18 protein-coding genes, 1 other RNA gene and 1 pseudogene are annotated in these 20,017 nt (G+C 42.2%); 8 read left to right on the forward strand and 12 right to left on the reverse strand.

The window, feature by feature from the left end; translation table 11 throughout:
- Positions 1 to 663: 663 nt before the first annotated feature.
- The 3 genes and pseudogenes from arcB to mtgA all read left to right on the forward strand — a co-directional run.
- A pseudogene (arcB, locus tag CKY02_RS12405) lies at positions 664 to 3,055 on the forward strand (aerobic respiration two-component sensor histidine kinase ArcB); the annotation flags it as partial.
- Positions 3,056 to 3,242: 187 nt separating this feature from the next.
- On the forward strand, positions 3,243 to 3,896 hold the full coding sequence (gene elbB, locus CKY02_RS12410; protein ID WP_112878879.1) for an isoprenoid biosynthesis glyoxalase ElbB: 654 nt from the start codon (positions 3,243 to 3,245) through the stop codon (positions 3,894 to 3,896).
- Positions 3,897 to 3,900: 4 nt separating this feature from the next.
- Entirely contained in the window at positions 3,901 to 4,626 is a 726-nt protein-coding gene (mtgA, locus tag CKY02_RS12415; protein WP_112895517.1) for a monofunctional biosynthetic peptidoglycan transglycosylase, read from the forward strand.
- 131 nt (positions 4,627 to 4,757) lie between these two features.
- On the opposite strand, the gene dolP is transcribed toward mtgA, so the two are convergent.
- From dolP to CKY02_RS12435, 4 genes are all read right to left on the reverse strand, one after another.
- The gene (gene dolP, locus CKY02_RS12420; RefSeq protein WP_112895518.1) at positions 4,758 to 5,333 is read right to left on the reverse strand and encodes a division/outer membrane stress-associated lipid-binding lipoprotein; all 576 of its coding nucleotides are present in this window, start codon (positions 5,331 to 5,333) and stop codon (positions 4,758 to 4,760) included.
- A 10-nt stretch (positions 5,334 to 5,343) separates the two neighbouring features.
- Positions 5,344 to 5,934 (reverse strand): DnaA initiator-associating protein DiaA, encoded by a 591-nt coding sequence (diaA, locus tag CKY02_RS12425; protein ID WP_112878876.1) that lies wholly within the window; start codon positions 5,932 to 5,934, stop codon positions 5,344 to 5,346.
- Between the two features lie 24 nt (positions 5,935 to 5,958).
- Positions 5,959 to 6,339 (reverse strand): YraN family protein, encoded by a 381-nt coding sequence (locus tag CKY02_RS12430; RefSeq protein WP_112878875.1) that lies wholly within the window; start codon positions 6,337 to 6,339, stop codon positions 5,959 to 5,961.
- Between the two features lie 72 nt (positions 6,340 to 6,411).
- Entirely contained in the window at positions 6,412 to 8,154 is a 1,743-nt protein-coding gene (locus CKY02_RS12435; RefSeq protein WP_112895551.1) for a penicillin-binding protein activator, read from the reverse strand.
- A 63-nt stretch (positions 8,155 to 8,217) separates the two neighbouring features.
- On the opposite strand from CKY02_RS12435, the gene rsmI reads away from it, so the two are divergent.
- Together rsmI and rnpB are read left to right on the forward strand one after the other, a co-directional pair.
- A complete protein-coding gene (rsmI, locus tag CKY02_RS12440; protein ID WP_112878874.1) occupies positions 8,218 to 9,084 on the forward strand; it encodes a 16S rRNA (cytidine(1402)-2'-O)-methyltransferase in 867 nt (288 codons plus the stop codon).
- 77 nt (positions 9,085 to 9,161) lie between these two features.
- An RNA gene (rnpB, locus tag CKY02_RS12445) (RNase P RNA component class A) lies at positions 9,162 to 9,538 on the forward strand.
- Positions 9,539 to 9,581: 43 nt separating this feature from the next.
- Here rnpB and CKY02_RS12450 read toward each other — a convergent pair.
- On the reverse strand, positions 9,582 to 10,283 hold the full coding sequence (locus CKY02_RS12450) for a pirin family protein (RefSeq protein WP_112878873.1): 702 nt from the start codon (positions 10,281 to 10,283) through the stop codon (positions 9,582 to 9,584).
- Between the two features lie 110 nt (positions 10,284 to 10,393).
- Between CKY02_RS12450 and CKY02_RS12455 the strand changes: the two genes are divergently transcribed.
- On the forward strand, positions 10,394 to 11,290 hold the full coding sequence (locus CKY02_RS12455; protein WP_112895519.1) for a LysR family transcriptional regulator: 897 nt from the start codon (positions 10,394 to 10,396) through the stop codon (positions 11,288 to 11,290).
- 1,013 nt (positions 11,291 to 12,303) lie between these two features.
- Here the strand turns inward: CKY02_RS12455 and CKY02_RS12460 are convergent.
- The 6 genes from CKY02_RS12460 to CKY02_RS12485 form a co-directional block, all read right to left on the reverse strand.
- Positions 12,304 to 12,699, reverse strand: a complete 396-nt coding sequence (locus CKY02_RS12460) for a DoxX family protein (protein WP_112878871.1) — start codon at positions 12,697 to 12,699, stop codon at positions 12,304 to 12,306.
- 212 nt (positions 12,700 to 12,911) lie between these two features.
- Positions 12,912 to 13,172 carry a YqjK-like family protein gene (locus CKY02_RS12465; RefSeq protein ID WP_112878870.1) on the reverse strand — a complete coding sequence of 87 codons (261 nt, stop codon included), beginning with the start codon at positions 13,170 to 13,172 and terminating at the stop codon, positions 12,912 to 12,914.
- Positions 13,165 to 13,566, reverse strand: coding sequence for a phage holin family protein (locus CKY02_RS12470; protein WP_112895520.1), 402 nt, complete (start codon positions 13,564 to 13,566; stop codon positions 13,165 to 13,167). The genes CKY02_RS12465 and CKY02_RS12470 overlap by 8 nt, the downstream gene beginning before the upstream one ends.
- A 1-nt stretch (position 13,567) precedes the next feature.
- On the reverse strand, positions 13,568 to 13,873 hold the full coding sequence (locus CKY02_RS12475; RefSeq protein ID WP_112878868.1) for an ElaB/YgaM/YqjD family protein: 306 nt from the start codon (positions 13,871 to 13,873) through the stop codon (positions 13,568 to 13,570).
- Between the two features lie 194 nt (positions 13,874 to 14,067).
- A complete protein-coding gene (locus tag CKY02_RS12480) occupies positions 14,068 to 14,739 on the reverse strand; it encodes a DedA family protein (protein ID WP_112895521.1) in 672 nt (223 codons plus the stop codon).
- 264 nt (positions 14,740 to 15,003) lie between these two features.
- Positions 15,004 to 15,210 carry a hypothetical protein gene (locus CKY02_RS12485; protein ID WP_112895522.1) on the reverse strand — a complete coding sequence of 69 codons (207 nt, stop codon included), beginning with the start codon at positions 15,208 to 15,210 and terminating at the stop codon, positions 15,004 to 15,006.
- Between the two features lie 89 nt (positions 15,211 to 15,299).
- Here CKY02_RS12485 and CKY02_RS12490 point away from each other — a divergent pair, with 89 nt between their 5' ends.
- Positions 15,300 to 16,262, forward strand: a complete 963-nt coding sequence (locus tag CKY02_RS12490) for a TerC family protein (protein WP_112895523.1) — start codon at positions 15,300 to 15,302, stop codon at positions 16,260 to 16,262.
- 290 nt (positions 16,263 to 16,552) lie between these two features.
- The gene (gene sstT / locus CKY02_RS12495; RefSeq protein WP_112895524.1) at positions 16,553 to 17,800 is read left to right on the forward strand and encodes a serine/threonine transporter SstT; all 1,248 of its coding nucleotides are present in this window, start codon (positions 16,553 to 16,555) and stop codon (positions 17,798 to 17,800) included.
- Positions 17,801 to 17,925: 125 nt separating this feature from the next.
- On the opposite strand, the gene CKY02_RS12500 is transcribed toward sstT, so the two are convergent.
- Positions 17,926 to 19,947, reverse strand: coding sequence for an oxidoreductase (locus CKY02_RS12500; protein WP_112895525.1), 2,022 nt, complete (start codon positions 19,945 to 19,947; stop codon positions 17,926 to 17,928).
- Positions 19,948 to 20,017: the final 70 nt, after the last annotated feature.

Consider the following 20,017-nt stretch of genomic DNA (forward strand, 5'->3'; position numbering starts at 1 on the left):
TTGCGCCCTCAATCAACCACCACTTGTTTATTTGTGATAAACAGGTGGTGACTTAAATGATATTGTGTCACTGCATAATTATGGTTCAGATGAGAATCTGACAGATGATTTCCAGTGACTTTCCAAGTTAACTAGAAATATAAATCAGGTCAAATATCACCGGGATAAGGTCAGGACAGGTGATAAGTAAAGTTAATGCTATGATTTATAAGTAGAAAAATTAACATTAGTGTTGTGTGATATAGATCATGTTAGGATTTTAATGTGATTTATATCACTAATATTAGTGTAATATCTGTTTTGTATATGCTGTTAAACTTTTATTTATTAGATTTAAAATCTTACTAATGTTAACTTTATGGAATTAATATGTATTTTTGTTTCTTTATGAGAATAAAGTTTTATCTTTTTGGGGTATTAAAAGAGTAAAAAAGAATTTTATGCTTATTTTATCAATGTGTTTGATTATTTATTCATGCTTGGATTGTGCGGAAAGACCGGCGGGAGTAAAAAGCCAGAATAATGTTTGGGAAGTCATAACTAAAACTATTAAATAATACTATTGTTTTACCAGGTCAACAATTTCTGTTATTCCTTCAACGAAGTGGCCGGTTTTTTACGGTATGATCCGGAATGGTCATATTTAACGGGAGTCTTTATGAAATGAAGCTGCTCAGGGGCCTGGCCCAATATTATGTTGATTTAATGATGAAATTGGGGCTAGTGCGCTTCTCATTACTGCTTGCATCCGCACTGGTCGTTCTTGCTATGGGTGTACAGATGGTAGTCACTTTTCTGCTTCAGGGAGGAGTGCAAAGTATTGATTTAGTTCGCTCAATATTTTTTGGTTTGTTGATTACACCTTGGGCTGTCTATTTTCTTTCGGTTGTTGTTGAACAGCTCGAAGAGTCCCGTCAGCGATTATCTAAATTAGTTGAAAAGTTGGAAGTTATGCGTCAGCGTGATCGGGAACTTAATCAGCAATTAAAAGACAACATTATTAAGCTTAATCAGGAGATCTCAGAAAGAGAAAAAGCTGAGCAGGCGCATCTGATATTGTTGGATAAACTCAAAGAAGAGATGAAACACCGTGAGCAGACGCAGATTGAATTGGAACAACAATCTGTATTGTTGAAATCTTTTCTCGATGCTTCTCCTGATTTGGTCTATTACCGTAATGAAAATAATGAGTTTTCTGGTTGTAACCGGGCGATGGAATTGCTGACGGGTAAAAGCCAGAAACAACTTGTCGGGCTGACACCAAACGATGTTTATGACAAAGAGGTTGCTCGCAAGGTAATGAAAACCGATGAAAAAGTGTTCCGTCATAATGTTGCACTCACTTATGAACAATGGCTAGTTTATCCCGATGGTCGAAAAGCCTGTTTTGAGCTTCGGAAAGTCCCTTTTTATGATCGGGTAGGAAAAAGACATGGGCTTATGGGATTTGGGCGCGATATAACGGAACGTAAGCGTTATCAGGACGCTTTGGAGAATGCAAGTAGGGATAAGACCACTTTTATCTCAACGATTAGCCATGAGCTTCGTACGCCTTTAAATGGCATTGTTGGTTTGAGCCGTATTCTGCTCGATACTGAGTTGACATCTGAGCAAAATGACTATCTGAAAACGATTCATGTCAGTGCCATCACGCTTGGTAATATTTTCAATGACATTATTGAAATGGATAAAATTGAACGGCGTAAAGTGCAAATTGATAATCAGCCAATTGATTTTACCGGTTTTATATCCGATCTGGAAAACCTCTCTGGGCTGCTGGTGCAACCGAAAGATATTAAATTTGTAATGAACCCAGAACTGCCACTGCCTGCCAGAATCATGACAGATGGTACTCGCTTGCGCCAAATTCTGTGGAACTTGATTGGTAATGCGGTGAAATTTACGCAAAAAGGAGAGATTACTGTTCGAATCTGGTACGAAGAGGGAGAACGTTTGCTGTTTGAAGTCACAGATACGGGGATTGGTATCCCACATGATGAGCTGGAGAAGATTTTTGCGATGTATTATCAAGTGAAAGGCAGTCATGGTGGTTGTCCAGCAACGGGAACCGGTATTGGATTGGCGGTATCCAAACGTTTGGCTCAAAGTATGGGAGGGGATATTGTGGTGGAAAGTGAGCCGGGACAAGGTTCTCGATTTACACTGTCTATCATTGCACCGGCTATGGAGGAGAATCTTTTATGCAAAGAAGATACAGAAGATTATCCACTTCCAGCGTTGCATATCTTATTGGTGGAAGATATTGAGCTGAATGTGATTGTTGCTCGCTCTGTATTGGAGAAATTGGGTAACAGCGTGGAAGTCGCTATGAATGGTAAAGATGCGCTAGCAGTGTTTAAGCCAGGAGAGTTCGATCTGGTACTGCTTGATATTCAGCTACCCGATATGACCGGGTTAGATATCTCCCGGGAATTAAGTCAGCGATATGCCAAAAAGGATCTGCCCCCGCTGATTGCACTGACAGCAAATGTCTTAAAAGACAAAAAAGAGTATCTGGATGCAGGTATGAATGGTGTGTTGAGTAAGCCGCTTTCTGTGAATGCGTTAACCGCCATTATTGAACAATATTGGGGGGAACAGTCTGTGCATCATATGCAGCCGGAAGAAGAGGAGTCAGGATTGGTGAAAAAAGGTGAAGATTTACTTGATACAGAAATGCTTAACCAATACATCGAGCTCGTTGGGCCTCAATTGGTTCGCAATAGTCTGAGTGTGTTTGAAAAGATGATGCCGGGTTACTTATCTGTTCTGGATTCAAACATGACAGCTAAAGACCAGAAAGGCATTACGGAGGAAGCGCATAAGATAAAAGGTGCTGCGGGATCGGTTGGATTGCGTCATTTACAGCAACTGGCCCAGCAGATTCAATCACCTGATTTACCTGCATGGTGGGATAATGTTCAGGAATGGGTTGATGAGTTAAAGCAAGAATGGAGAAACGATACGGAAATTTTGGGAGAATGGTTGACGGACGCTGAAAAAAAATAACCCCAACCGAGGTTGGGGTGCGCGAATACTGCGCCAACACCAGGGAAAACTTTTTACACGCCTATCTAATATTTGGTTGCGGCGAGTAAATGAGGAATTCTCCGTACATCATACAAGTACCAACATAGCAAAGATAAGATTTTTTGTTACAAGATTCATTAAAATCTGTGATGAAGATTGGTGTTTAACCCCCTAAAGGGTTAAGCAATAATCTACTACAAATGGAGTGAGGTATGAAATCAGTTGCGGTTGTCTTAAGTGGATGTGGTGTATTCGATGGTAGCGAAATTCATGAGTCAGTATTAACTCTGCTTTCTTTAGACCGTTTAGGTGTTAAAACGAGCTTTTTTGCGCCTGACGAACCACAACTTCATGTTATTAATCATATTAACGGTGAAGAAATTGGCGAAGAACGTAACGTTCTACAGGAATCCGCCCGTATTTCAAGGGGAAAAATTAAGCCTTTATCACAAGCAAATGCCGATGAATTTGATGCCCTGATAATTCCTGGGGGATTTGGTGTTGCAAAGAATTTATGTGACTTTGCCGTTAAGACAGTTGATTGCGAAATAAATAAGGATTTATTAAGTTTGGTAAGGGCTATGCATAAGCAACATAAACCGATGGGATTTATGTGCATTGCGCCTGTTATGTTGCCAAAATTACTTAATAAACCGGTGAAACTAACGGTCGGCAATGATCCTGAAACGGTTGCTCAAGTAGAAGCAATGGGGGGTGTCCATATAGTTTGTGAGGTAAATGATGTTGTTGTTGATTTAGAAAACAAAATTGTGACAACACCAGCCTACATGCTTGCTGAATCTATTTCTCAGGCGGAAGTGGGAATTGATAAACTTGTCAGAAAAGTATTGGAAATGACTGAGTAACTGGATGCGAAATCCTTTTCAATTTTTATGGTACTGGCTTAAAAAAATCGTAATCTCAGTTACTATCTTATGGATAGTTTCTGTTGTTGCATTTTCATTTTTGCCAGTGCCTTTTTCTATGGTTATGGTTGAGCGCCAGATTAGCGCTTGGTTATCAGTTAATTTTTCTTATGTGTCTCATTCTGACTGGGTAGGGCAAGGACAAATATCGCCAAATATCGCATTGGCTGTTATTGCTGCGGAAGATCAAAAATTTCCACAGCATTGGGGATTTGACTTTGATGCTATCGAAAGTGTACTTGCGCGTAACCAAAATAATTCTGGAAGACTCAGAGGAGCTTCAACGATTTCTCAGCAAACGGCCAAAAATTTATTTTTGTGGGACGGACGTAGCTGGGTAAGAAAAGGGTTGGAAGCCGGGATGACCTTTGCTATTGAACTGGGATGGTCAAAAAGTAGAATTCTGACTGTTTACCTTAACGTAGCAGAATTTGGTGATGGCATTTTTGGTGTTGAAGAGGCATCTAAACGCTATTTTCATAAATCAGCCAGTAAATTGACGGCATCAGAAGCCGCTTTACTTGCTGCTGTATTGCCTAATCCACACCGCTATAAAGTTAACTCACCTTCGGCTTATGTCTTACAGCGTCAGCAATGGATTTTGCGGCAAATGCGGTTGTTGGGCGGGGTGAGTTATCTTGAGAAAAATGGGTTAATGAAAAATGATTGAAGGAAGAATGAGAGGTTATTCAGTTTGACGTGGGATGATGAAAAGGGTAAAACGCCAGCGCCAAAAAATGACGCGGCCTGATACCTGAATGTTTGACCGATTTATCGTGTCATCACTTTCAATCAATATATTTAATTCAAATAAGTAAATGCGGTTGTTACCCGCTTAACACCGTTAGTTTCGCTGGCAATTTTCGCTGCGGCGTTACCCTCTTGTTTGGTCAGAATGCCCAGTAAAAAGACTTCGCCGTTTTCCGTAACGACTTTTATGTTAGAAGACTTAACCGAGTCACTAGCCAGGATTTTTGAGCGTACTTTAGTTGTAACCCAGGTATCCTTGGAAGCAGTACCTAATTCAACAGGTTTCCCCTGACGAATTTCATTGTAAACGGTGTGTGCTCCATCAACACGCGAGGCTATCTGTTTAGCACGGTCTGAAAGGCTTGAGTCTGGGCTTTGACCTGTCAGTAAAACTTTTCCTTGATAGGCAGTGGTAATAATACGGGTTTGCTCTTTGAGCTGCTTATCTTTGTTAAGCGCATTACTAACACGGGCTTCGAGAGTACTATCGTCAACCTGTTGACCAATAGTGCGGGGATCGGTTGCGGTTTTAGTCGCTACGGCAGCAGAACTGACCACGACCGCACCAATACATCCTTGTAACATTACAGCAGCACAAATCGTAGCTAATAGGGAGAAAAATCGCATTATTGGCTCCTTAGTCATCCTGATGGGGAAAAAGTGTATTATCGATTAAGTCACATAAACAGTTAACTGTTAGCATATGAACTTCTTGAATTCTGGTACTGCGATGAGATGGAATACGAATCTCTACGTCTTGTGGCCCGAGTAAGCCGGCAAGCTCACCACCATCATAGCCAGTAAGGGCGACAATTGTCATATCGCGGGTTACGGCGGCTTCAACGGCTTTGACAATATCACGGCTATTACCATGTGTAGAAATCGCTAATAACACATCGCCTGGCTGACCTAATGCCCGTACCTGTTTAGCATAAATTTCATCATGCTGTTTATTGCTTGAAATCGCAGTGATGACCACATTGTCTGCATTAAGTGACAATGCGGGCAGGCTTGGGCGCTCAGTTTCAAACCGGTTAATCATATTGGCAGCAAACCGTTGGGCAGTCGCTGCTGAGCCTCCATTACCACAGCAAAGGATTTTATTACCATTCAGTAATGACTGAACCATCATCATTGCCGCTCGCGAGATAGCATCAGGTAATGCTTCTGCGGCTGCAATCTGAGTTTGAATACTTTCTGTAAAACAGACTTTAATTCTATCCAGCACGTTTATAACCTACTCAGTATCATTTTAACGAGTAAACTCATTTTGATTGAAGGCATTTTGCAACCATTCAAATTGTTGACCAGTAATAGCACAAATATCAAAGCGACAAGAAGAGGTTTCAAAACATTCACCTCGTTGAAACAGCCATACTGCGGCAGCGTGTAATAATTTTTTACGCTTGCTACGGGTGATTGTCACCAATGCATCTCCATATTGTCCTGATTTGCGAAAACGGACTTCAATAAAGACCCAAGTTTGCTTGTCTTTCATAATCAGGTCAATTTCACCACCGTGAACTTTCACATTTGCGGCGATAAAAGATAATCCTTGTTTTTGTAAAAACAACTTTGCCTGCGCTTCATAGTTGCGTCCTAGCAGATAACTTGTCAGCTTTTTTATTTTCATCCTGCTTTTTTATTTTCATTCTGAAATGAGTCATTTGAATTGAAAGGCCGCTTGGTAGCAAGCGGCAAGTTGCTAAATAGCCGTGATTTGGCCTTGATGATATTGCATCCATGAGAGCTGTCGGAAAATGGTGCAGTTTTCTTGAACAGACAGCACCCCGGAAGCACCATTGAGTTGGAAATCACTTTGAAGCTGAACTTGACTGAATTGATTTGCTAATGACCAGGCATCGATACCCATAGCATAAAGGCGCATCAAAGAGTAATCATTTGTAAATTTACTGGCTGCTTGCTGCATCAGTGACAAGTTAGCACCGGCGATTAAGGGAATGTCACTGAATTGCATTCCCTCCATCTCCAGGCGGAAATCGGGACCAACGCCAGCCTGATTACTGCGGGAACTCGCGTAAAGGGCGGGCTTATCGCGGGAGCTGATTGCCATATCAATCATTGTCTTAATTAGCGTCAGTTCATCCAGGGTAGAAACAATATAAACCGCATCCACTGAGCCGCCAGTAGAAGTAGGAACGACATCGGTGTTTATCTGGGGGATTTCCAGATCACCAATAGCGATTGATGTAGGTTGATTGCTTGTGACATTGACGGCTGTTCCGGTCAAGCGAATACCGGTACCTCTATTAATTAATTGTTTCAGTTCGGCGGAAGAGCCAAAAGTTTGTTGCAGAACAGCATGTCCCCCTTGTTTTTGCCATTCCTGTGCAAAGGCTTTGGCAATGCGATCACCAAAAGTCCCTCTGGGGACCAAAATCAGAGGATTCTGTTTCTGTTGCTGCCAAATATGTTCCGCGGCATTTTTCGCTTCATCTTCTGGTGACAAAGAAAAATAGCAGATATTAGAGTGTGGTTGAGCATTGTCTAACTCGTTTAGTACTAGCATGTTTAATGCGGTATCTATCTGAACGAGTTTAACCACATCTGGCTTAAGTAACGGCCCGACAACTAAATTCACACCATCCTGCTTAGCCTGAATGAATAAGTTTTCCAATGGCTGGCTGGCTGTGTCATAGATTTTGACCTGTTGTGTGTTAATTGGTGCATTGGCTATGACAGGTGTTGTTTGAGTGGTTGGTCTTGCTGAGTCTATGATCGCCCCTTCACTAGGGGACATATCGGTAGAAACCATGCTATCTGACGCGCTATCGTTGTCTGCTATGGATAAATTTTCCGGGTTTTCTGTTGGCAATGATGGACTGGGTAAACCGGCCTGAGCATCAAGAAAACCTTGGCGAATGGCTTCACCGAATACTTTTGCTTGACCACTTAATGGCAGGAACAGAGCAATACGGATATTCGTATCTTGCTGTTGGATGGCTGCCTGTTGTAACTGAGTTGGGAGTGACTGTGTGGCAGGGTTTTGTGGATAACGAATTTTCCAGTCACGGATGGCTGCCTGTAGTTTGTCGGAGTCCTGTTTGTTATCCTGATAGGCACTGAGTAAGTCCAGCCAGCCTTGCAGAACATTTTCATCAGCGTTGATGACCAATCCACGGCGCTCTTGTGGTGAAAGACGGGTCAGCATTTGCCAGGTATCATCAATATTTTTTTGACGAGCCGCACTCTCTTTCACAAGTGGTTCCTGAGCGATATAAGCACGGATGACATCAAGAGAAGGTTCGCCATGGGCGGCATCAATGATGGCTTGATAACGGGCGATTTCTGTACTGATTTTGTCTTGAGTTTGCGAAGGTTGTTGCCCCTGTTGATCAGGTACGGTACATCCTGCGATGATCATGACTGCCAGCATGGCTGAACAGACTAAACCAGTTTTGATACGCACAAAAATTGAGGAAAGCATACTGTATCCAGCGATGTTTTTTTCAAAGATGCTCAATTTTAAATCGGCCATTCGGATGAAACAATGAATCAACCTAATCGAGCAGTGGTTACGACATCCACGCTATATGTTGTACCAACCCCCATTGGAAACCTGGGTGATATCACTCAGCGTGCGCTTGAAGTTCTTGAGCATGTCGATCTGATTGCAGCCGAAGATACGCGACATACTGGCTTGTTGCTTCAACATTTTGCCATTAATGCGCGCATGTTCGCACTTCATGATCATAATGAACAGCAGAAAGCAGATCAATTAATTACAAAACTCCAACAAGGGCAAAGTATTGCATTAGTCTCTGATGCAGGAACGCCCCTGATTAATGATCCTGGTTATCATGTGGTTCGCCGTTGCCGTGAAGCAGGTATTCATGTTGTCCCACTTCCAGGGCCTTGTGCGGCGATAACCGCCTTGTCTGCTGCTGGTCTGCCATCAGATCGTTTCTGTTACGAAGGATTTCTGCCCGCAAAGCGTAAAAGTCGGACAGATACTTTACGGGCTTTGCAACAGGAACCACGCACATTAATTTTTTATGAATCCACTCATCGTCTGATCGAAAGTTTAGAAGATATGGTTGAGGTGTGGGGAACTGAACGTTACATCGTTTTGGCAAGGGAATTAACAAAAACTTGGGAATCCATTCAAGGGATGCCAGTAGGTGAACTTTTGGCGTGGGTTAAGGAAGATGAAACCCGTCGCCGTGGTGAAATGGTATTGATCGTTGAAGGTTATAAAAAACCGGATGACGATGTTTTGCCTCCAGAGGCATTAAGAACACTGGCGCTTCTTCAACAAGAACTGCCATTGAAAAAAGCAGCGGCATTGGCGGCAGAGATTCATGGTGTGAAGAAAAATGCGCTTTATCGTCATGGGTTGGGACAGAACGAAGAATAATGGCAATTGCTGATAAACAGGGCAGATAATCAGTAAACGCCTATACATCGTTGGACAAACCTCTTATAATCCGCCGCGGAGTTGACTAGACAGTCGCTGCTTTACCATTAATCCTTTGGACGATGGGTAGAGGAGAGGAAAGTCCGGGCTCCACAGGGCAGGGTGCCAGATAACGTCTGGGGGGTGAAAGCCCACGACCAGTGCAACAGAGAGCAAACCGCCGATGGCCTATTTAATGTAGGATCAGGTAAGGGTGAAAGGGTGCGGTAAGAGCGCACCGCACGGCTGGTAACAGTCCGTGGCACGGTAAACTCCACCCGGAGCAAGGCCAAATAGGGGTTCATTAGGTACGGCCCGTATCGAACCCGGGTAGGCTGCTTGAGCCAGTGCGTAAGTGCTGGCCTAGATGAATGATTGTCCACGACAGAACCCGGCTTATCGGTCAACTTCACAAATTTAGCCCCGTTAGATTGGAATCTGACGGGGCTTTCACTTTTTTAAGCAGCCAGATCAATTAACAGCCCCTGGAATTCCGTATCTGCTTTTAAAACCAGACGACTTTCTTCATGAATAAAAGCGCCATCTCCGCATTTAATTAAATTGTTATCCTTAGAATTGCCTCTTATTTTTATATTTCCGTTTAGGGATTGCAGATAGGCATTTTTTCCCTTCAATTGCAGATGATGAGATTGATTTTTATTAAGGAAAATATAATTTACCCACACTTGCTGACGTAATTGCATACTGCCATCTTCTGCGGTTGGAGAAGCTAGCATAGCCAATGGTTGTTCTGGTAATTCCATTCGTTGCAATGGTAAGCTTTCCTGCTGAGGAAAGGCATTCAGCCAAAGCTGCAAGCGCGTCAGTGGCTTATTAGTACTGGCATTATGTTCACTGTAGCTGATGCCTTGACGGGCAGAAAATAGCAAACATTCTCCCTTGCGCGCTCTGATGTAGTTGCCTTCGCTGTCACGGTATTCTGCTTCACCTTGTAGAATAATATTCAATATATCCACGTGTGGATAGGATTTAGGTTGGAAAGCGGCTTTGGGGGCGATGACTTCTTGATTGAGTACACGTAGCGCGCCATAACCTAAAAACTTTGGGTCAAAATAGTGACCAAATGAAAATGTATAACGAGCCTGTAGCCAACCATAGTCAGCTTTCCCACATTGTTTTGCTGTTCTATTTATAATCATGATGGTGGTTACCTTAAAAAAACACACACTAAGGATAGTAATTATCTGGACGGCGAAATGTTAGCCAGTTAATCTGGTCAGCATATTCAAATTTCCTGATTGAGAAAAATATGAGCAAAGAACGAGCGCTTACACTGGAATCTCTCCGGGTCATGGATGCGATTGACCGGCGGGGAAGTTTTGCCGCGGCCGCTGATGAGCTTGGTCGTGTTCCTTCTGCACTTAGCTATACGATGCAAAAATTAGAAGAGGAGCTGGATGTGGTGCTGTTTGACCGTTCGGGTCACAGAACTAAATTCACCAATGTCGGTCGCATGTTGCTTGAGCGTGGACGTCAATTGCTTGAAGCTGCTGATAAATTAACGGCTGATGCAGAAGCGTTAGCGAGAGGCTGGGAAACTCACCTGACAATTGTTTGTGAAGCGTTGGTTCCTGCTTCTTCATTATTCCCGTTAGTAGGTAAGCTTGCTCAAAAATCGAATACTCAGCTCTCTTTATTGACTGAGGTTTTGGCTGGTGCATGGGAGAGGTTGGAAACTGGTCGGGCGGATATTGTTATTGCACCAGATATGCATTTTCGCGCATCGGCAGAAATTAATTCACGTCAGCTTTACAGCATTACCAATGTTTATGTCGCTAGCCCTGATCACCCTATACATCAGGAGCCGGAGCCTTTGTCCGATGTCACGAGGGTGAAGTATCGTGGTATTGCTGTGGCGGATACAGCGAGGGAGCGCCCGGTATTGACGGTTCAATTGTTAGATAAACAACAGCGTTTGACAGTAAGTTCTCTGGAAGATAAACGCCGTGCTCTCTTGGCTGGGTTGGGCGTTGCTACCATGCCTTATCCTATGGTGGAACAAGATATTGCAGAGGGTCGTTTACGGGTGATTAGTTCTGAATATAGCCATGACACAAATGTCATTATGGCATGGCGACGAGACAGCATGGGGGAAGCTAAGTCTTGGTGTTTGCGGGAAATCCCTAAATTGTTTGTTAGTCGGTAAGTAGAAGCGATGTGAGCAATCAAATTAGAAGACAGGCTGAAAAAACATGATTCGATGATTGCTTAACCTGTGTCTTCCTGCGCCCTTAATCTGATTGCCGAAAGAGCTTGGCGGCTTTGCTACCAAGCTCTTTTTGAGCAGAGTTGTCATCACTGGTAGGTGTAAATTTTGTGATCTCTATTCGCTGAGTATTGATGGTTCTATTTTTTTGGTGCCAGACAGTGATAAAAACAGGGAGACTTTCGTATTTATTAATAACACCAGAACGGCTTTTCCCTAGGTCAGAATGGTTGTCCTGATGTCAATATATTCTTATAGGGTTGTTGGCTCTATTATTGTGTATCTTTTCTTTAATCAATGGCAACAAATAGGACAGGCCATAGTGCATTTTTCTTTGGCAAGAAAGATGCTATTATAGCAACTACCTGACTTTCTGAAAAATTGTACTTATCAGCCGAATCTGTCTTGTGATAGAGCTTAATATAATCAATAAATACAGTGTTGCTACTATTAATTTATGGTGTGATGATAATTCGTTTTTGCGTTTTTAACTATATTTTACATGATTTTATTTTTGTGATTAAAAAATTTAATTGGATTAAATAATCTTTGAATATACTTAAGTTAATTGTTGTTTATTTAAATTGGCATTGTGGATGTTAATAGAATTTACACTGCGAATTCTATACTCTTTATATTAAATTATTAAGAGTTACTTAATGTGTTAATTTATTATCGAGCATGGATTTAATTATTTCTTGCCGAGAAGTGAGATGATTATTTATTTTGATAAAATAACTATTTTATCCGAGTCACTGTGATTCAATAGAAGTTTAGCTTATTGATTAAAGTGAGCCGAAAGATCTTTGGGATCTTTCGGCTTGCTATTTACCTTTAGGCTGAATATTGGATATCTGGCTGATAAAACCCTTGAGCGAGAGTGAGATTTTGATCGTTTCACCTTCTACCTGAAAACTGTTATTTTTCAGATTCAGAACAGCCACGGCAGAATATTACCAGTTTCTCTTCATCAGACGATCGATACTGAATTTACCTGGACCTGTGATAGACAGTAACAGATAACCTCCTCCGATAGTCAGGTTCTTAAGAAACATAGTCTGGTTCATCCCTTCAGCAAAATTGCTGTGGAAGAGCACGGCAGTCAGGACACAGAAACCAAAGGTAAATAACGCGGTGGTGCGAGTTAAGAAACCAAATAGAACTGCCAGGCCACCACCTAATTCAAGTAAGATTGTCAGTGGTAATAGAAAGCCAGGGACGCCCATAGCATTCATATATTGTTGAGTACCCGCGTAGGAATCACCTAATTTTCCATAACCTGCAACGATAAACAGAATCGGCATCAAAATGCGAGCCAGTAGCAGGGCACTATCTTCAAATTTTTTCATTAACAACTCCTAAAACGCAGAGAAATAATAATAGTTTTTTTGATGATTAACTTGTACTAACTCGAAATAGTACGATTTGCTAATCATTAACGGATGGAATGTATACTAAAGGTAGGTGAGCTTAGTTGTAAGCAAGGATTATTAACAATTTTATACAAAGTTTTTGAATGTAGGTAACTAAAGTTATCATCAATGAGATATATTATGAAGAATTATTTCCATTTCAATATTCGAATGATGTGGCGCGACAAACGATAAAATTTCATAGGATGACGCAGGCTATATAAAGAGATAGCGTGGATTGCGGGTCGCAGATAGGGTTTTAATGACAAAAGCTTTTGCCAGCTTTTGTCATAAGGTTCAGTAAAGCTCTTCCAGAGCTGTGTATTGTTGGAAAGTTCAAGTCGCTGTAGCTGGATATTTCTGAGTAGTTGCTGTTTTTTCAGCTTTTTTTCCTGACGTTGTTTACTCATTACTGTGATCCTCCAACATTTCTCTATCTATCTTTAATTGCTCGCGAGTTGCACTAAGTAATGTTGAATTTCGCGCTTTCCTGATGGTCCATATAAGGCCAATAAGCGCCAGAATGAGTAGTGTGCTAGTGGTACTAGCTAATACCATAAAGCGCCAGCTAGGATCGATAGCCCAAAAAATCATAACAAGCAGACACATGAGGCCGAAAGCGGTAAGCAGTAGTGTCAGACTGGCTATGACTATTAGCTGTATCAAAGTGGCTTTTTCTTTTTCCAACTCCAGAACGATCAATTGCAAACGAGTTTCTACTATCTCGATAACAACAGCGGCAATGCGTTGGAGAATGTCAAGGACCCCTTTACCGGGGCCTTGAGATTTGGATGAGTTGATCATATTAGCGTTTAGCTAACACTACACCTAATATGGCACCGACAACAGTACCAATACCGATGCTTACCCAGGGCTTATCGTGAACGTAGACATCAGCACGACCCGCCATATCTTTTGTTTTCTTAACAACCATATCACTGGCATTACTGAGTTTAAAACGAGTATCTTTGATGACTTCCTCTACTTTGCCGCGAAGTTCTTCCAGCTCGACTTTGGATTTATCACCAGAGCTTTTGATTACTTCTTCCAGTGTATCTGCGAGTGATTTTAGTTCAACGTGTAGATCTTCAGTAGTTTTGATCTTTGACATGTAGATTACTCCTCAATGTAAGGTGTGTGTATTTGACTTAGTCAGTTGCTTTTCCTAATGCCGGAAAAGACTATCACTAAATATAGCTTATATTTTGGAAGGTGAATAAAAAACATTAGCGTTATTTCACTATTCTGCTGCAAACGATACTTTCATCTGCAGCAGGGAGGGATATTGGATTTTATTGGAATTAATTACTTTTTTTGAGGGGGTTGGCAAGTTTTTTTACGCCATACAACTAACAAACTGCCGCTAAAACCAATAATGAGTAAAGCAAGTGGCAGTAATATCAGGAAATTCATTACCAAGTCTTCATATTGACGGAAAATGGAGGTCTTACCAAATGCATAACCCAAAGAGGTAAGGATAATGACCCACAGGAAGCCACTGAGCCAGTTAAAAAACTGGAAACGACTGTTTTGTAGACCTGTCAGTCCTGCAAGTGTTGGTAAGAGGGTTCTGACAAATGCGAGGAAGCGGCCAAGAAGTAAAGCTGATAGGCCGTGGCGGTGAAAAAGATTGTAAGCTCTTTGGTGATAATAAGCTGGAAGGTGAGAGAGCCAGCCTTGTACTGTCTTGGTATTTCCTAACCATTTTCCTTGGAGATAACCAATCCAACAACCTAAGCTTGCTCCGGCAGTTAATACTACAATCGTTAGGGGGAAACTCATTGCACCTTTGGCAATCAATACGCCAACTAGTATAAGCAGGCTGTCTCCTGGTAAAAATGCAGCAGGAAGGAGGCCATTTTCAAGGAAGAGGATCAAGAATAGCATGATGTAAATGGCCCATAATAGGGATGGGTTGGCCAGAGTTTCATAATCCTGGTACCAAAGTGCATATATAAGTTCTTTTACTATTTCCATCAGGTGTTCCTAAAATGCCTTTGTTCGTTCATCCTGAAAGCATGAGGCTAAACCGATTAAATTACATCCTATTTTACGTTATTTGGTTGGTTTTCATGCCTTTTCACCGTTGAAAAAGGCAAATGACGCAGCCTGCGCCACTGTAACAAAATCAGGGGTGACTAAACAGAAAATTTTGGTGATCAATTGAACGTTCATTAAAATAGGATAAGAAATGGGTCTATGAGGTTGGATGAATTGCGTTTGTTCCTACTGTTTTTATTGTCATTTTTTTATTTTTTCAGTGGTAGATTGATTCTTGTCTGAATTTGATTTATTTTTCACCGCAGCAAAGGGGAGTAACTTCCTTGCCGGTTTATCGTCATTACGATGCAACAGCATCCGGTAGCCGGGCAACCTTGAACTTATACCTGATGGTACATTTTCTGTGTTGTAAGTGAGACCTTGCCAGAAGGCGAGGGTTGCTTGCAATACATCCATCTCCACGATGTGGGGAAGAAATATAGCAGCGGCTGGCGTCTTCTGAGACTTCAGCCGTTTTTGTTTGTGAGAGAAAGAAAATGAACTCTGTGGGTAGCCCTCTTTTATGGGGAAGTTTTGCTGTCTTAATTACGATTATGTTGTTGCTGGATCTATCCTTACAGGGGCGTAAGAAAGAGCAGGCAATGTCATTTCGTCAAGCTGCTGTCTGGAGTGTGATCTGGATAAGTTTATCGCTCTTATTTGCATTAGGATTATGGTGGTATTGCAGAGAAACCGCAGGGGAAGTTGTTGCCAATAGTCAGACAATGGCTTTCCTTACCGGGTATTTACTTGAGAAAGCACTTGCTGTTGATAATGTGTTTGTTTGGCTGATGTTATTTAGCTATTTTGCTATTCCGGCAAATTTGCAACGTCGGGTGCTCATTTACGGTGTCTTAGGCGCAATTGTGTTGCGTACCGTGATGATCTTTGCAGGGAGCTGGTTGGTTTCTCAATTCAGTTGGATACTCTATTTGTTCGGCATCTTTCTGCTGGTTACCGGCGTTAAGATGGCGTTGGCGAAAGAGGATGATTCCCCGATAGGCGATAAACCTTTTGTCCGTTGGCTAAAAGCGCATATTCGCATCACTGATAATCTTCACGGAGAACGTTTCTTTGTGAAAGAAAGAGGTTTGTTATATGCGACTCCACTCATCCTGGTTCTGATTTTGGTTGAAATTAGTGACGTTATTTTTGCGGTAGACAGTATTCCTGCTATTTTTGCTGTGACTACAGATCCTTTTATTGTTTTGACCTCTAATCTTTTCGCTATCTTAGGATTACGTGCGATGTATTTTCTGCTGGCAGGGGTGGTAGAGAAATTTACAATGCTGAAATATGGTTTATCAGTCATTCTGGTATTTATCGGTATTAAAATGCTAATAATGGATTTTTATCATATTCCTATGGGGATTTCTCTGGGAACTGTAGCGAGTATTTTGACAATAACAATGATTATTAATGTTTGGGTAAATAAATACAGAACTAAAGAGATACAGTAATTAGATAACTATTTTTTAACAGATAACCATATCTTTCTTGAATGGGGAGATATGGTTTCTTATTGTCTTAAATTGCTGCGAAATGGTTAAACATAAAAACAAATAATTGTGTTTTGTAAATGTGTAAATTGCCGTTTTGATCACACAAATGTGAATGTATTGTTAATAAGTGCTGGCGAGGTTGTATATTTTAACTATCGTAGCTTTTCACTACTCTTGGTTTCCCTATACTGAAGAAACAAACACAAAAAATATAGGCTTAACAGAACTGTTAATAAAATGGATCAGCTATGGAAAAACAAAAACGTGGCTTCGTGCATTACATTGTACAAGGGAGCCTGGTTAAACAAATTTTGATAGGTTTAATTGCAGGGATACTGTTAGCGTGGTTGACGCCTTCGGTTGCCAAATCAGTCAGTTTACTTGGGACGTTGTTTGTTGGCGCCTTGAAAGCAGTAGCCCCGGTATTGGTATGGATTCTGGTCATGTCTTCTATTGCTAACCATAAAAAAGGCCAAAAAACCAATATTCGTCCAATCCTTATCCTCTATATCTTGGGTACATTTTTTGCTGCTCTGGTTGCCGTAGTCGGTAGCTTTATGTTCCCGTTACAACTGGTGCTAGCTGTCAATGATGCTCAGATGTCTCCGCCTGAAAACATTATGGAGGTGATTAAAGGGTTACTGGTTAATGTTGTCGCTAATCCAGTAAACGCGTTACTGAACGGTAACTATATCGGTATCCTTGCTTGGGCTATTGGCTTGGGTATCGCCCTGCGTCATGCAACGGATTCAACTAAGTCTCTAATTCATGACATGTCTGAGGCGGTTACTCAGGTTGTTCGCGTGGTCATTCGTCTTGCACCGATTGGTATTTTTGGTCTGGTGTCTGCAACAATTGCAGAAACGGGATTTGGTGCCTTACTGGGATATGTTCAACTGCTGGCTGTATTACTGGGTTGTATGTTGGTTATGGCACTCATTGTAAATCCATTGATTGTTTACTGGAAAATTCGTCGTAATCCTTATCCGCTGGTATTTGCTTGCCTGCGTGAAAGTGGTGTAACTGCATTTTTCACTCGCAGTTCGGCTGCAAATATTCCAGTGAATATGGCGATGTGCCGCCGTATGAATCTGCATGAAGATACTTATTCAGTTTCTATTCCATTAGGCGCAACTATCAATATGGAAGGCGCTGCGGTGACCATCACGGTATTGACTCTGGCTGCGGTCAATACGCTAGGTATATCGGTTGATTTGCCTACAGCATTTCTACTGAGTGTGGTTGCTGCAATTTGTGCCTGTGGTGCTTCTGGTGTGGCAGGGGGATCGTTATTGTTGATCCCTTTAGCGTGTAGCATGTTTGGGATTTCCAATGAGATGGCTATGCAGGTTGTGGCAGTTGGTTTGATTATTGGTGTATTACAGGATTCCGCGGAAACGAGTCTGAACTCTTCTACCGATGTATTGTTCACTGCCGCTGTTTGTCAGGCTGAGGATGATCGTCTGGCATCGGATCAGCTAACTCAACGTAATTAATTGATTAAAGCGTTCAGGTTTGAAAAAAGATTAGGTAAGAAAGAGTAAAATATCCGCGCCAGGAAGGCGCGGTTTGAGGATTTACTCTGTTTTTACGGCCTGTCTATGACCGTCATTATTTATCATCAAATTTTAAGGCCTAACCGAGTACCTTGATCGATAGCCCGTCGGGCATCCAATTCCGTTGCAACATCTGCCCCACCAATAAGATGCACTGTTTTTCCCGCTTGCTGTAACGGTTGATATAATTCTCTCAGTGGCTCTTGTCCGGCACAAATAATGATATTATCTACGGCAAGGCAGCGCTGTTCCCCATTGCTGCTAATATGTAATCCCTGATCATCTATTTTCAAATATTGCATATTGTTGAGCATTTTCACACCACGCAGGTGTAGATTGGTTCTGTGTATCCAACCTGTTGTTTTACCTAGTCCTTCACCAACCTTTGTCGGCTTACGTTGCAATAAATAAATTTTCCGGGGAGAAGATTCCGGTTTAGGGCCTTGAGGGGATAAACCACCACGATGTGTCAGATTATGGTCAATACCCCACTCTTCACTGAAAGCGGTGCTATCAAGGCTAGAACTTTTTCCTGGTTGACTCAGATATTCTGCGGTATCAAAACCGATGCCACCTGCGCCAATGATAGCGACACGTTGACCGACATTTTTCTTATCCCTTAATACATCTAAGTAGCTCAGTACCTTTTCGTGATGGATACCATCAATTGTGAGTTGGCGAGGCGCAATGCCGCTGGCGATAATTACTTCATCGAAATCAGAGAGTGCTTCGGTTGTGGCAGTCTGGTTCAACCGTACATCAACATGATGGATTGCTAACTGACGCTGAAAATAACGCAGTGTTTCATGAAATTCTTCTTTACCAGGGATCTGTTTAGCAATATTAAATTGTCCGCCAATCTGTCCGTCTCGTTCAAACAGAGTGACATGATGACCACGACTGGCAGCGGTCACCGCGAATGATAATCCGGCAGGTCCGGCACCGACAACCGCCAGTTTTTTCGGTGTGGTGGTTGGTTCGGCGGCCATTTCTGTTTCGTGGCAGGCGCGGGGATTAACTAAACAAGAGGCTATTTCACCGACAAAAATCTGATCCAGACATGCCTGATTACAGCCAATACAAGTGTTAATCTCATCGGCTCGTCCTTGCTGGGCTTTCATAACAAATTCAGCATCAGCCAGAAAAGGTCGTGCCATAGAAACCATATCGGCACAACCTTGTGCTAGCACTTGCTCTGCAATGTTGGGATCATTAATTCTGTTTGTTGTGATCAGTGGAATAGAAACTTTCCCCATCAGCTTTTGCGTTACCCAACTGAATCCGGCGCGGGGAACCATAGTAGCAATTGTTGGGATTCGAGCTTCATGCCAGCCGATACCGGTATTGATGATAGATGCTCCCGCTTGCTCAATAGCAACTGCGAGTTGCTCGATTTCTTGCCAATTAGAACCATCTTCGACTAAATCCAACATCGAAAGCCGGTAGATTAGAATAAATTCTTTTCCTGTTGCTTGACGGACAGCTTTAACAACCTCCACGGCAAAGCGCATTCGATTTTCAAAACTTCCTCCCCATTTATCTTGGCGGTGGTTGGTGCGAGTAGTCAGGAACTGGTTAATCAGATAACCTTCAGAACCCATGATTTCTACGCCATCATAACCTGCTTGTTGCGCCAGTTGTGCACAATGAGCGAAGTCAGCAATGGTTTGCTGAATGTCCTCTTCTGTCATTTCACGAGGCATGAATGGATTAATTGGTGCTTGAATGGCAGTAGGGGCGACAAGGTGAGGTTGATAGCTGTAACGGCCGGTATGTAAGATTTGCATTGCAATTTTTCCACCAGCCTGATGAACTGCGTCTGTAATAACTTTATGGTGAATAAGATCTTTTTCATCTACCAGGAATGCAGTGCCTTTCCCTATAACACCTTGTTTGTTTGGCGAAATGCCGCCTGTGACAATCAATGCCACGCCTCCGGCTGCCCGTTCAGCGTAAAAGCGGGCAAGCCTCTGGGCGCGGTCGGGATGTTCCTCTAGCCCAGTGTGCATTGATCCCATCAAAATGCGGTTTTTTAGTGTGGTGAACCCCAAGTCTAGAGGGGCGAACAGGTGAGGATAATGGCTCATTGCAATCTCCATCGGGTGTTTGTCAATCATAACCAGATTATTATTGTGTTTTAAACCACGGAACAAAACG

This window comes from Photorhabdus bodei (assembly GCF_003287735.1).
Classification (GTDB): Bacteria; Pseudomonadota; Gammaproteobacteria; order Enterobacterales; family Enterobacteriaceae; genus Photorhabdus; species Photorhabdus kayaii.